We start from the raw sequence: 14488 nt of genomic DNA on the forward strand, positions 1-14488 counted from the left end.
GGTGACTCACCCGCGACTCGAACGCGGGACACCCTGATTAAAAGTCAGGTGCTCTGCCAACTGAGCTAGTGAGTCATGTTGGCAGGGGTGGCTGGGATCGAACCAGCGCATAACGGAGTCAAAGTCCGTTGCCTTACCACTTGGCGACACCCCTACAGTGATTATGATGTGTAGGTTATGGGGTGAGTAGTGGGGATCGAACCCACGCGTAACGGAGCCACAATCCGCCGTGTTAACCGCTTCACCATACCCACCACCTTGTAGGTATCGAAGACATTGTCTTCGTAACAAAGAGAATTATATCTTTTCTAGAGGTTTGTGTCAACACCTTTTTCTCAATTTCATTTAACTTTTACAATTGAAACTAAAAAACGTATTTCCTCTAATATAAACTCTATTTCCTTATATAAATAAGGAAGCACTTCGGAAGCTAAAGCCTCACGAATGGTGCTCCCCTATTATACATATTATTTACTTACTTGGCAAATAGTTTTTTACAAAATTTGGCAATGCAAAAGCAGCCTTTTGAATATCCTCATTATAGTACTTAGTTTCAAAGTTTTGTTCACGATTTGGTGTCCATGTTAATGGGTCAAATGTTTTGGAACCCAATGTGAAGCAATGCATACCTGCAGGATAAATTGGAATAAATGCAGTATACAAACGTGCAATTGGGAAGTGATTATTTACGTAACCAAACACTTTTTCAACAAGCGGTTGATGCAACATAGGAGATTCTGTTTGTTGTACAAATAAGCCATCTTTTTTAAGAGCTTTTAATGTATTCTTATAGAACTCTTCAGTAAATAAACCTTCACCAGGACCGATTGGGTCGGAGCAGTCTACAATAATTACATCATAGTAATCTTCTGCTTCTGCCATAAAGCCAATGCCATCACCAATTTTTACAGTTAATTTAGGATGGTTTTCAATCATAGCTTTAGCAATAGTTGGTAAATATTGTTTTGCCAACTCTACAACCTTACCATCGATTTCAACCATTGTTACTTCTTTTACACAATCATGCCGTACACATTCTCTAGCTACTCCACCATCACCGCCACCGATGATCAATACACGTTCAGGATTTGGATGTAAAAACAATGGAACATGACTCATCATTTCATGGTAGATGAACTCTTCACGCTCAGATGTTTGGAATACACCATCTAATGCGAGCATCGTACCATACTCTTTAGATTTAAACACTTCAATTTTTTGGAACTCAGATTCACCAGAGTATAATACTTCTTCTGCTTCAGCGCTAAGACGTAAATGAGGAGTTTGTTCCTCTGTAATCCATTGACTCATGTAGTACCTCCTACTTTTATACTACAATACGCACCGCAAATGATTGCGATGCGTATGTATATTACATTAAATGCTCTGTTACTTAATTTTTACGACTAATATAACAGAAGCCGCCACCTAAAATAGTGTCTTTCATCCAATTTGCTAACGAGAAATCACGGATTTCACCTTCATCAAAGATGCCACAGCGAATATCATCGCCATCCATAAATATCTTGTGAATTGGAACCCAATGCCATGTATAAAGAGCTTTTTCTTTACCCTTATGACGATTCAAAAATGCTACAGGCACATCTTGTGCCAATGCATCATGAATAAACTGAGCTGCAGCCTCCACCTCTACACGAGATGCGCAGAACGGAGATACATTCAACATATGTACATCATAAGATAGGCCTTTATCCTCCAGTAAACGAGTAAGCCCACGTTCCATCCATTGAGTTTTATAAACACCACCACCAAAGCGTGGCTTTACATATTTCCAAACTAAGTTCATCCGTTCTAAAGCAAGCGTTTGATCGGATGTGGTTTCCAGATCTAATAAGCCATCCCTAAATAGCGAATAACCCAATACTTGTGATGCCGATGTGGGACCACAACCAGACAAGCGTTGCCACTCATCAGTGAACCATTCTTGGTCATACCCATATGATGTTTTACCATTTACATCAATATATAGCCATTCTGGATGTTTAATAGATACATCATTCATGAGATTAACCTTCGATTACTTCAACAGTTTCCATGATGGCACCTTGATGAATACCATCAACTACGTCCATACCTTCGATTACTTTACCGAATACAGTATGTACACCATCCAAGTGAGGTTGTGGTTCGTATACGATAAAGAATTGGCTACCGCCAGTATTAGGACCACGGTGAGCCATGGACAATGCACCGCGCTCATGTTTATGTGGGTTGCCAATCAATTCATCTTTAATTGTGTAACCAGGACCACCTGTACCATTGCCATTAGGGCAACCGCCTTGAGCTACGAAGCCAGGAATTACACGGTGGAAACGAAGGCCATTATAGAAACCTTTGTTGATCAAGTCAATAAAGTTTTGTACTGTGCCAGGAGCTTCTTTATCAAATAATTCAATTACGATATCGCCGCCGTCAGCCATATGGATTTTTGCTTTTTTCATTGTTCAGGTACCTCCAAAATTGTACGCAACACATGTGCTGCTAATATAAAACCTGCCACTGGTGGCACAAAACTACATGTACCAGGGCTTGTTGCTTCGCCGCGGAACTGTGGTTTTGTCGGTTTTTCTGTAGAAAATAAAACTAATTGCTTTTTAATACCCCGTTTTTTGAGCTCCCGACGCATAACGCGCGCCAAAGGACATGTATGAGACTTATTGATATCAGCAATCATAAGTTTTTCAGGGTAAAAGCGATTACCGCCGCCCATACAAGAAATAACAGGGATGCTTTCACGTTGACACACCTCAATAATATTAAGTTTTGCCGTTACCATATCGATGGCATCGATTACATAATCAACGTTCAAGCTTTGAATAAATCTAGGGTAGTTTTCCTCAGTATACATAATATCATGAGTTTCTATCACTACATCCGGATTAATAGAAAGTGCTCGTGCCTTTGCTACCTCTACCTTACGCTCTCCAATTGTGTCATGAGTCGTAATCATTTGGCGGTTTAAGTTACTTGGTGCAATAGAGTCGCCATCGATAAGAACGATGCGTCCCACACCAGCTCGAACTAGTGCCTCAAGGGCACCACCACCAACGCCACCAACACCAAAGAGAGCCACAGACGTATCTTTTATGGTTTTGATTTTATCAGGACCAACCAGCCACTCTAAACGAGTTAACATATATTCCATTAGTATTTACCTGCTGGAATAATTTCTGTCCAATACCCGTCTGGATCGGCAATAAAGTAAATGCCCATGTCAGCATTTTCGTAAGCTACAACGCCCATCTCTTTATGTTTTTTTAGAGCTGCTTCATAGTCATCTACATAAAATGCCAAGTGGAATTCATTGTCCCCTAAATTATAAGGGCGATCCCAGTCGCGTAACCATGTAAGTTCTAGTTCGTGCGCTGTATATGGACTTTTTAAATATACAAGAGTGAAAGCACCACTTGGATCTTCTAAACGGCGAGATTCCTCAAGCAACAAGGCCTCTTTATAGAATGCTAAACTCTTATCAAGATCCTTAACATTTATATTATTATGAGCAAATGAAAACTTCATAGGACCTCCTTAATTAATTCCAGTATGTTTTTGTAGGAATTCTCCTCTTTTAATAGTATCACATTTGACAATTCTATAGCTAGTTAATAACAAATTTTGCCGTACTACCATCGTCACCACGTGTGACCTCTAAGTGGGCCGGTATACGAGTCTTTAATTCAGGTACATGGGAAATCATGCCGATAAGACGACCTGATGATTGTAATTTCACCAGTGTTTCCATAGCGAGTTCCAATGTATCAGGATCGAGGGTACCAAAGCCTTCGTCGATAAACATCGTATCCATATGAATACCACCTGCATAACTTTGGATGACATCCGCAAGACCTAAGGCAAGTGCCATAGAGGCCAAGAATGTTTCACCACCAGACAAGGTATTCGCTGGTCTTGATTGACCGGTGAAAGCATCCATGACTGCCAGATCGAGGCCTTGTTTGCCCCGTCCACCACCAGTATAGTCAGAACGTTCCAAGGAATAGCGATTACGGCTCATCGTTTGAAGACGTAAATTAGCTGCATATACAACTTCATCTAAAATAGCTCCCAATACATAGCGCTCAAAGGTTACATTTTTGAACCCTTGCTCACCGCCATTTGCCAAGTCATTTAGGCGACTTAGGAAAGTTACTTCCTCACGGGCTTCGCCCATAGCCTGTTCAAGTGTTTCTAGGGAAGCTAGTGTTGTTTCAATATGTTTCGTTTCTTTATCCCAAGCCGCAAGAGAACCCACCAAATTGTCACGTTGCTCTACTGCCGCATCATATACTTCATTGGAAACCGCATCACTTGGCTTCACTACAGATTGAGCATGTTTCAATGCCGCATCATATACAGCTTGAGCTTTATTGAAAGCCTCGTCCAATGCATGTAGTTCGGTTCTAATTGTATCTAAAACCTTATAATCATCCAACGCATCTATAAAATCATTTTCAGATAAAGAAATCGATTGCAATGATTCTACATAGTCTTTATTGAGTACATCAAGATGTCTTATTTCTTCCTGCACTTGGGCAGATAAGGTTTCTAGGCGTCCCCGTTTAGCATTAAGCACTTCTCTAGCAGAATCTAAATTTGCTTTACATACTTTTACCTGTTCATCGTAGTCTGCAAGCTCAGACGCTAATGATTCTATCTCTTTATGCCATGCAGCTACATCCGTAGTTGGCAAGCTTTCAGAAAGAGCATCAATCTTAGCCTGTACCGTACTAATCTGAACCTCTAAATTATGCAAATTATCAAGTAGTCCCTTATGAGCCATATCCAATTTTGCTAGTATATCTTTAGCCGCACTGAGGTCACCCTCAGTGTTAGCTATAGTGTCGCTCAGCTGTTCAGTGTCGCTACGCAAGGTTGAAAGCTGCTCCATTTGAGATACTAAGCCTTGTTGAATTGAATCAAATGCATCTTCTGAAAAATTATCAATCCATGTTTTGAGTTTAGAGACTTGATCTTCAACTTGCTCATCTAACTCATGTAGACGAATAACTAACGTTTCTTTCTGACCAATTTCGCTAGCCTGCTTTTGTAACTCTTTGTCACGTATCGCACGAGCCTCTTCTATTTCCTCTTTAGTAGGATATAACTCAGGCCTAGATGCTAACTGAGGATGATCCGTAGAACCACATACTGGGCAAGGCTCATTATCCTTCACCAAATGAACAAGTTCAAAAGCACGCCCTTCTGCCATCAAATGTTCTAACCGTTCAAGCTGTACCTTTGAGTTCTTTACGGATTCATCTAGCAATGCTAATGACTTATCTTTAGCATCGATATCATTTTGAATCTTCTGTTTCTCAGCGACCAATTCAGAATATCGTTGCAAATGATTTAACTGTTCTTGGATACGGGAAATAGAGTCTAAGGCTTTGCTATTAGCTTGTAACTGTTGCCTGTCTGCAACTAACTTTGCCTCTAAATCAGCAACTTTCTTATGCTGAGACTGTAACGCAGCTTCGCTTTTCTCACGGTCCTGTGTTACTAATGTACTCTTTAATGTGCTCAGTTCCTTATTTAGCAGTGCTAACTCATTAAACTTTTCTGATTGCTGTTCCATTTGGGCCAGCGTAGTCCTCTTAGTTTGCATAGTTTCAGCTTGCGCTTCTAATACTGCATGAGCCTCTATACATTTAGACTCATATTGAGTTGCACTGTCCACATTTTTTTCAGCCTCTGAAAGTGACGTTTCCAAGTTTTTTAACACCGACTGTTTGTCACTAACCTGTTTATATAGCTCAAAACTTGGCGTTAAAGAGGTAAGGCACTGAACCTTTTCACGTAAGCTAGCACGCTCCGCTTCTCTTGCTTTCACGAGTTCTAATTTAGAGGTAGCCTCTGCAAGGGATTGTTGTGCTTGGTTATATAAGGCCCACTCATTTCGCAACGTATTGAACTGCTCCACTACAGTTACAGCTTTATCACGGTCAATAACAAGAACATCACGATGAGGCTCTCTATGTTTCAAAAGATCTCGTACATGTTCAATGGTTAGTACTGGTATATCTTCATCATGTGGAATGGATTGTAGCAATGCATTCTGTTTTGTTAGATTTTCTTCAATCCCTGCTTTTGCGTCATCATAAGCAGCTTTTAAGGCCTCTTGTAATCTTCGGTATAACTCGGTTCTAAAGAGTGTATGTAATAACTCCTCCCGTTCACTGGTGGAGGCTACTAGTAATTTTCGGAATTCCCCTTGCGGTAAAAGAACCACTTGTAAGAATTGATCCTTCCGAAAGCCTATGATACGTTGAACAGTATCGCGAATAGCCGCCGCAGAGGTGGCAATGACCTTCCATTCCCCATCCTTCATTTCGTAAACAGTAGCACTAGCATTCTGCTCACGCATACCTGTACCGCGTTTTTTTGCAACCATTTGCTTTGGCAGTCTTTCAACACGGTACTGAGCATCCCCGATAGCAAAGGAAAAATCTACCCGCGTCATACGATGTGGTTCTGCAAAGTCACTGCGGATAGCATCGGTTTTGCGCACCTCTCCACTAGGTTCTCCATACAAGGCATACACCATAGCATCTAGTATAGACGTTTTCCCGGCCCCCGTAGGACCAGAGATGAGGAACATAGAATTGTCTTGAAGCTCATTAAAGTCCAAGGTAACCGAATCGCGGTAAGGACCAAAGGCTTCTATAGTTAAAGATATAGGCTTCATTTAGTCCTCCTTTAGAATTTGGTCCCATACAGAGTTGATGTATTGTTGTTCTCGCTCTGTTAATGGTTCTTTCCACACGGTTTCGGCAAATTGATTAAATAATTCACGCTCGTTTAACTCTTTAAATACAGCTTCATCCATATCTGCCATAGGCGTTGCCACACGACCTACTAAATCAATGGTCATACAGCGATGGTATACTTGGCGCAACTTAGCCATCCCATCCATAATAGGCATCGTATCTAGCAAACGGGCTTGCACATAATCATCTTTATGCTTATCCTGTAATTCCTTATTATTTAACAGGTCTTCAAAATAACCTTCTAAAATCACTACGTCACGCTTCGCCTCTACAGGAATGGTGCTAATATCGACCTTTCCCTTTGTATCCATATCTATGATGGTAAAAGACTTCTTCTGCGTGTGCTCGTCAAAAGAGTATTTCAACGGTGATCCGCTATAGCGAATATAGTCTGCCCCCATCCGTTGTGGTCCGTGCAAATGGCCAAGAGCTGTATAGTGAAAGTCTTTAAAGACTTGTGGACTTACTTGTTCACTACCACCGACAGATAAAGTCCGCTCAGATTCACATATTTCTCCGCCCATTACAAAAGCATGGCTAATGGCAATACTACACATACCCTTTGGTACTTGTTTGTACAAGTAATCACTCCAAGCCTGATACATTTGATCGTAATTATGTAAATTAAGTGAGACTGGCTCTTGCTCATTAGTCTCCACATAGGAGAACAGGGAGTCCTCGGTCATATCTATATCAACAGGTTTTGATACAGTTGCCCCCAACCCTAAAGCATCCCCAATGCGACGCGGCTCGCTAAAGGGCATTGGGCAAATAGCGACCTTACCGTCAGGTCCTTCAAATTCAAATGGTTGTAATGCATGATGAGGGGAACCCCAAATATGAATGCCAGAACGACTTAACATAGAGCGGCCCACCTCAAGGCGTTCTGCGCCATCGTGATTACCACTTACTACAAAAAGTGGTACCTTATAATCCATAGCGAGACGGGTAATGATAGAGTCCCACAGCTCAATAGCTTCAATAGGTGGCACTGCACGATCAAAAATATCCCCTGCTAGCAATATGCCATCAATTTTTTCATCCTTCAAAATAGAAAAGAACTGATTCTCCAACACATGAGCTTGGTCTTCGGTTAAGTACTGACCATAAAAAATACGTCCTAAATGCCAATCGGCAGTATGTAAAAAACGCATTTTGTCCCCCTTTCCAGCTCTCCCTATATCTTATATAAATGTAGCTATATAAATTATTATATAACTAAAACTACGTTTCAGCTTAATTATTGATTCTCTACGATAGAACGCAACATAGCAATCTCTTTCGCATAGCCGTCTAATTCATTTGGTGTTTCTAAATAAAACGGCAAGTTCGTCAATTTAGGATGTGTCACAATACGAGCTATCGTATCGATACCGATGTGACCTTCCCCAATTTTTTCATGGCGATCTTTATGAGCGCCCATAGGATTTTTAGAGTCGTTCAAGTGAATGGCTTTCAAACGGTCTAATCCTACAATACGATCAAAATCGTCGATAACACCTTCGAGATTATTAACGATATCGTAACCACCTTCGTGGATATGACACGTATCAACGCACACGCCCATGTATTCTTTTAGTTTTACACCGTCGATGATGCGAGCAATTTCTTCAAAGCGAGAACCAATTTCTGTGCCCTTCCCAGCCATGACTTCCAATAGAACGGTCGTCTTCATGCCAGGGAACAAAATTTCGTTCAAACATTCTACGATATATTCGATACCTTGATCCACACCTTGTTTTACATGGCTACCTGGGTGAAAGTTATACATTTGGCCAGGTAAATATTCCATGCGCTCCAAATCTTCCATCATGGATTGCTTAGCAAAAGCGCGCAAGTCTTCCTTTGCAGCACATGGATTATACGTATACGGTGCATGGGCTAACAAGGTACCAAAGTTATGCTCTTTCATATATGCACCAAGACTATTCATATCCTCTATATCGAGAGCGCGCATACCACCGCCGCGAGGATTACGGGTAAAGTATTGGAAGGTATTGCCACCAATTTTAGTAGCTTCCTTGCCCATATGTAAATAACCTTTGCTAATTGATAAATGACTGCCTATGACAAACATAATACTCCTTTATATTTATATAATTCTATAATTCTATAATACTCAATTCTAATATCTATTCTATTACGCTTACATTTATTCCAAAAGCCTAATGAATATAAGACATATATAACTAATATAACCCCTACCGTGAAGGAGCCCTTCGCGACAGGGGTTATGTATTAATGGCTTTCTTTTTTAGCACACTCAGGGCATACACCTTCAAAGGTAATATGTTGACCTGTGATTTGATACTCACTACCTTGATCAGCAATTGTTTTGATAGCTTGTAAATCAATGCCCATCATATCCTCTACCTTGTTGCAACGAATGCAACGGATATGGGAATGAGCTTGTGTGTCCCAGTCGTAATGAGCACGCTCATCACCAACTTCTAAAATTTTTACAAGACCGATTTTTTCAAAAATCTCCATCGTCTTGTACACGGTTGCCAAGCTCATGCTTGGATGTTCAGGGCGCAACGTATGGTACAACATTTCTGCTGTTGGATGATCATGATGACCACGCAAGGCATCATAAATCGCAATACGTTGTGGGGTCACTTTAAACCCTTGGCTACGCAAAATTTGTGCGATATCCATAATACTCTACTCTACCTTTCTCCACTTGGAAATCTATAAGGCATCGACCATTATCGGCCATTCACAAGAAATAATTATTATTTATTATATCAAAATTTGTAATACTTATCAAGATAGATAGTATTAACTATTAAGTAATAAAAAATGTGGATTGCCCGAAAGCAATCCACATTCTATTAGTCTTTAAAGTAAGGTTTGAAACCTTCACCTTGATGACGAGGTTTTCTGTCACCACGTGGACGATCAGATCTACGATCATCTCTGCGGCGGTCATCACGACGATCACCTCTGCGGTCATCGCGGCTGCGACGAGGACGATCATCGCGACGACGATCACCATCACGGCGGCGATCACCATCTCTACGACGGTCACCACGGCGGCGGTCACCACGACCACCTTCACGACGACGGCGTACGCGCAATGGTTTTTCTTCTGTAATATTTACAGGTGTTGTATCTGGTTCTTTTGTTAACAATTTAAGAGCTGCTGCCAACAATGTTACAGAATCTGTATCATTTAACAATTCCTCTGCACTAGATTTGAATGGCGCTAATGCTTCTAAATTATCTGTCATTTCAACGAGGCTTTCAATAGCCAAGCGTTGTTGACCTTCAAGAACTTCTCCTAAGGAAGGTGCACGACGGCGTGCAATTTTACGTTTTGTTAAACGCTCGATAGCATGTAAATGCTCCATTTCACGAGGAATAACAAATGTGAAAGCTTGACCTGCTTTACCGGCACGGCCTGTACGACCTACGCGGTGTGTGTAGCTTTCAGGATCTTGAGGCATATCATAGTTATATACGTGAGATACGCCAGAAATATCAAGACCACGAGCTGCCACATCAGTAGCCACGAGAATATCGATGGTACCTTCGCGGAATTGACGAATTACGCTGTCTCGTTTTTGTTGAGACAAATCGCCATGGATGCCTTCCGCCATGTAACCACGTTTCTTAAGACCTTCTGTTACTTCATCAACACGACGTTTTGTACGTGCGAAGATAATAGCAAGTTCAGGTGTTTGAATATCGAACAAGCGGCAAAGAACATCGAATTTTTGACGGTCTTGCACTTCGATATAATATTGTTCAATTAAGTCCATCGTAACTTGAGTCGGTTTCATACGAATCAATGTTGGCTCTGTCAAATATGTTTCAGCTAATTGTTGGATAGCTTTAGGCATAGTTGCGGAGAACAACAATGTTTGATGGTCTTCTGGGATAGCACCCAAGATTTTATTGATATCATCAACAAAGCCCATGTTTAACATTTCGTCGGCTTCGTCCAATACCACAACTTTCACATGGTCAAATTTAATAGAACCGCGGTCCATATGGTCCATCAATCGGCCTGGAGTGGCAACGATGATCTGAGGGTTCTTTTTCAAGGCACGGAACTGACGATTAATATCTTGACCACCGTAAATAGGTAGTGCTGTGATATTCGTGTATTGAGCCATTTTGTTAAGCTCTTCAGCTACTTGGATAGCTAATTCTCGTGTAGGGGATAAAATAACTACTTGAACGTGACGCTCATTCCCGTCTACGCGTTCCAACACAGGCAAGCCAAATGCTGCTGTCTTACCAGTACCTGTTTGAGCTTGACCGATCATGTCTTTACCGCTCATGGCAACTGGGATAGCTTCCTGTTGAATTGGCGTAGGCTCTTCAAAGCCCATATCGTTTAACGCACGTAGAACAGGTTCGCTAATCATTAATTGTTCAAATTTTTCTAACATCTAAATGTGTTTCCTCCTATCGCGCACGAATTATGCGCGTTAGAATAGTATATCATATTTCGAAACTAAGCGCTATAAGAGTAATTACGAATCTAAACTAAATAGACTTTCTTCTCTCCCTTAACTGTTCTATTAAAACGATTCCACCAGATACACAAAGGAAAACAAGGTATGATAAATGAATAGGCGTATACAAACATTCAACAAGAACAACCCATATAATTAATAATAATTTAGAAATCCATTTTGTTGTTATTCTATCTGCTATCATAAATATAGATAAGTTGATAATTATTTTAATGATTATCGCAGCGATTATAACGATTGACGTAAATTCTTCTCTATAATCTGTCAATTCATATAAAGGATATAATAAATAACTCAAAAGAGCGCTAAGTATTATTAACAACCAAATATTGAGTCCCTGATTTACTATAGTAAAAGACTCCAACTAAAAGAAAGAGTAAAACACTAAGTAATATTCCTATAACTAACAGATAATCTACGTGAATCATGGTATATACCGCCCTCTCAAACAACACATTTTCATATGGCTCCAATTATAACATAGCGTATACAGTCACAGGTAATAGACTTGTTACGTACAAAAGAGGTACCTTATTTGAAGTATCTCTTTGTTATAGTTTATTGTAGAGTTGTATGGAATTAATCAACTATATGAGTAAAAATATATTTTAGGTATAATACAATTAGAATGAATTACTCTAAAATACCTCAACAAATTAGCCAATGCTTTTTAAGCTATTACACATTTTTACTGAACTTTCAAGAGCATTACAAAAGGAATACCAATGAAACCATTTACTCTTAAAAGATTTGTATTACTACCGTTGATTGTACTATCCCTCATACTAACAACGGGTTGTCATCTTCTCTCACATTACAGTGAAGAGGAAGTTCAACAATATATAAATAAGAATTATCCTAATCTAATATATCACTTGGAGTCACAAAGGAATAATACATGGCAAGTCACCTTTGACAAGTATCCACAAATGCCCATTGAAATATCTGAAGTCATACACACCTCTGCACCTGTTGTACCACAAGTTGATCGAATGCTGATAACCAACATTCCGCTGATAACTGCGTTCCCATTAATGAAAAACTATCTAACAGCAGAGGAGTTATCCTATGCCACATATGATACATCTTCTTTGTATATTGAAATGCCTATCCCCTATTCAGCTATACAAAACCAAGATGTAATAAACTTTTACAATCGTATGGATCAATTCTGCAAAGAATATGCTGCAACATATCCAGATTTCAAAGAAAAAATATATATTAGAGTCATCATAAAACCTTCTGATGGTTCTGATGCACCGCAAGAATATAGAAGAATATTCCGCTTATCCCAATATTAGTAAAAAAGGCACCTCTTTCGAGGTGCCTCTTTGTTATAGTTTATAGGAGAGATTTATTTTATTAGTCTAAGTCGTAGAACCCAGATGGTTTATCACTCAAGTTGATAATGATATTTTTCATTTGAGTGTAGTGTTCTAGGATAACTTTGTGAGTTTCACGGCCGATACCAGATTGTTTGTAGCCACCGAATGGTGCGCCTGCTGGGATGGAGTTATATGTGTTAACCCACATACGACCTGTTTCGATTGCACGAGCTACGCGGATTGCACGGTTAAGATTTTGAGTAAATACGCCACCGCCAAGACCGTATAAGCTATCGTTAGCTTGTTCGATTACTTCTTCTTCGCTGTGGAATTTAATAACAACAGCTACAGGGCCGAAGATTTCTTCACGAGCCACGCGCATATCATTTGTAGCGTCTACGATAAGTGTAGGTCTAATAAAGCAACCTTTACCAAGTTCACCGTCAGTAACACGTACACCACCAGCTGCAACGCGAGCGCCTTCTTCTTTAGCAAGTTCTACATAGCTAAGTACTTTCTTAACTTGATCTTCGTAAATTAAGGAACCAAGTTGTGTAGATTCTTCCCAAGGCAAACCAACTTTTACCTTATCAAATAATGCGGAAAGTTCAGCTACAAATTTATCGTAAATTGTATCTTGTACGAAGATACGGGAACCTGCACAGCATACTTGACCTTGGTTGAATAGGATGCCAAGCATTGCCCCATCAAGAGCTTGTTTCCAGTTTGCATCTTCAAAGAAGATATTCGCAGATTTACCACCTAATTCCAATGTAGCAGGAATCAAGCGTTCAGATGCTGCTTTATATACATCAAGACCTACTTCTGTAGAGCCTGTGAAAGCAAGTTTGCTGAAACCTGGATGATCAAGGATATATTGACCAGATTTAGAGCCTTTACCAGTTACGATATTTACAACGCCTGCTGGCAAGATATCTTTCAAAATATCGCCTAATACTAAAAGGCTAAGGGATGTATGGCTAGAAGGTTTGATAACAACTGTACAACCTGCTGCAAGAGCTGGTGCCAATTTCCAAGCTGCCATTAGGAACGGGAAGTTCCAAGGCACAACTTGACCTACAACGCCAATTGGTTCACGAATGATGAGGCTCAATGTATTTTCGTCAAATACTTGTGCAGAGCCTTCTTCAGAGCGAAGTACGCCAGCGAAGTAACGGAAATGGTCAGCACCAAATGGAATATCTACATTTAAAGTTTCACGAATTGGTTTACCATTGTCATAAGTTTCAACTTGTGCCAAGTACTCTTTGTGCGCATCGATAGCATCAGCAATTTTTAACAAGTAATCAGCGCGTTCTACTTGGGATACTTTTTTCCAAGTTTTGAAAGCTTCTGTTGCAGCGTCTACCGCTTTATCAACGTCGTCCTTCGTAGCCTCTGCACAGATAGCAAGTTGTTCGCCATTAGCAGGGTTATATACATTGAATTCAGCACCGTCAGATGCCGGTACCCATTCATTATTAATTAAAAGTCCATATCTTTCTTTAAGGTTCAAGCTCATAGCATTACCTCCTATTTAGGAACATATATTGAGGAAGATCTCCTCTGTAATTTCATGATACGCCTTATATCTAATTTTTTCAATGAGATATATCGTTTCCGACATATCCATTCCGCATTATTATACATAGTTTTTAGTTATAGAGAAAAACCGCACCCTCTAAATCCATAGAGAGTGCGGTTTTATGTACAATGACTTTTAGTCAAGAGAAATTCTCAATAATATATTTCAATTGATATTGTTATAAATATAACGGCAACTATCGCCATAAACCCATATAATTTTAAAACTTATACATATAGCTTGACTTAAGAGTTGCGATAATTTCCATTATTTCGATTGTTATTTTGTCGACCAGTATTATTACGG

The 14488-nt window shown here is 40.0% G+C and carries 12 protein-coding genes and 3 tRNA genes; 1 reads left to right on the forward strand and 14 read right to left on the reverse strand.

Annotation, left to right across the window (positions count from 1 at the left end; all coding sequences use genetic code 11):
- Positions 1–2: 2 nt before the first annotated feature.
- The 13 genes from Q0F90_RS03145 to Q0F90_RS03205 all read right to left on the reverse strand — a co-directional run bounded on the left by Q0F90_RS03145 (position 3) and on the right by Q0F90_RS03205 (position 11185).
- Positions 3–75 (reverse strand) — tRNA-Lys (locus Q0F90_RS03145).
- A 4-nt stretch (positions 76–79) separates the two neighbouring features.
- Positions 80–154 (reverse strand) — tRNA-Gln (locus Q0F90_RS03150).
- 24 nt (positions 155–178) lie between these two features.
- A tRNA-His gene (locus Q0F90_RS03155) sits at positions 179–254 on the reverse strand.
- A gap of 217 nt (positions 255–471) precedes the next feature.
- Entirely contained in the window at positions 472–1311 is an 840-nt protein-coding gene (speE, locus tag Q0F90_RS03160) for a polyamine aminopropyltransferase (protein WP_296003275.1), read from the reverse strand.
- 82 nt (positions 1312–1393) lie between these two features.
- Positions 1394–2023 carry a hypothetical protein gene (locus Q0F90_RS03165; RefSeq protein ID WP_296003277.1) on the reverse strand — a complete coding sequence of 210 codons (630 nt, stop codon included), beginning with the start codon at positions 2021–2023 and terminating at the stop codon, positions 1394–1396.
- Between the two features lie 4 nt (positions 2024–2027).
- On the reverse strand, positions 2028–2462 hold the full coding sequence (locus Q0F90_RS03170) for a peptidylprolyl isomerase (RefSeq protein ID WP_005385683.1): 435 nt from the start codon (positions 2460–2462) through the stop codon (positions 2028–2030).
- Complete coding sequence (locus Q0F90_RS03175) at positions 2459–3166, reverse strand: tRNA threonylcarbamoyladenosine dehydratase (RefSeq protein WP_296003278.1); 708 nt, start codon at positions 3164–3166, stop codon at positions 2459–2461. Before Q0F90_RS03175 ends, Q0F90_RS03170 begins: the two co-directional genes overlap by 4 nt.
- A complete protein-coding gene (locus tag Q0F90_RS03180; RefSeq protein WP_004695332.1) occupies positions 3166–3540 on the reverse strand; it encodes a VOC family protein in 375 nt (124 codons plus the stop codon). The genes Q0F90_RS03175 and Q0F90_RS03180 overlap by 1 nt, the downstream gene beginning before the upstream one ends.
- A gap of 79 nt (positions 3541–3619) precedes the next feature.
- Positions 3620–6703 (reverse strand): SMC family ATPase, encoded by a 3084-nt coding sequence (locus Q0F90_RS03185; protein WP_296003280.1) that lies wholly within the window; start codon positions 6701–6703, stop codon positions 3620–3622.
- Positions 6704–7939 carry an exonuclease SbcCD subunit D gene (locus tag Q0F90_RS03190; RefSeq protein WP_296003282.1) on the reverse strand — a complete coding sequence of 412 codons (1236 nt, stop codon included), beginning with the start codon at positions 7937–7939 and terminating at the stop codon, positions 6704–6706. It abuts the gene before it with no gap.
- Positions 7940–8025: 86 nt separating this feature from the next.
- The gene (locus Q0F90_RS03195; RefSeq protein ID WP_296003284.1) at positions 8026–8862 is read right to left on the reverse strand and encodes a deoxyribonuclease IV; all 837 of its coding nucleotides are present in this window, start codon (positions 8860–8862) and stop codon (positions 8026–8028) included.
- Between the two features lie 161 nt (positions 8863–9023).
- Positions 9024–9443, reverse strand: a complete 420-nt coding sequence (locus tag Q0F90_RS03200) for a Fur family transcriptional regulator (RefSeq protein ID WP_005385669.1) — start codon at positions 9441–9443, stop codon at positions 9024–9026.
- Between the two features lie 176 nt (positions 9444–9619).
- Positions 9620–11185, reverse strand: coding sequence for a DEAD/DEAH box helicase (locus Q0F90_RS03205; RefSeq protein ID WP_296003286.1), 1566 nt, complete (start codon positions 11183–11185; stop codon positions 9620–9622).
- A gap of 812 nt (positions 11186–11997) precedes the next feature.
- On the opposite strand from Q0F90_RS03205, the gene Q0F90_RS03210 reads away from it, so the two are divergent.
- The gene (locus tag Q0F90_RS03210) at positions 11998–12573 is read left to right on the forward strand and encodes a hypothetical protein (RefSeq protein WP_296003287.1); all 576 of its coding nucleotides are present in this window, start codon (positions 11998–12000) and stop codon (positions 12571–12573) included.
- A 61-nt stretch (positions 12574–12634) separates the two neighbouring features.
- Here Q0F90_RS03210 and Q0F90_RS03215 read toward each other — a convergent pair whose 3' ends face one another.
- Entirely contained in the window at positions 12635–14119 is a 1485-nt protein-coding gene (locus tag Q0F90_RS03215; protein ID WP_296003289.1) for an aldehyde dehydrogenase family protein, read from the reverse strand.
- Between the last annotated feature and the right edge of the window lie 369 nt (positions 14120–14488).

Source organism: uncultured Veillonella sp. (assembly GCF_934190855.1).
GTDB lineage: Bacteria > Bacillota > Negativicutes > Veillonellales > Veillonellaceae > Veillonella.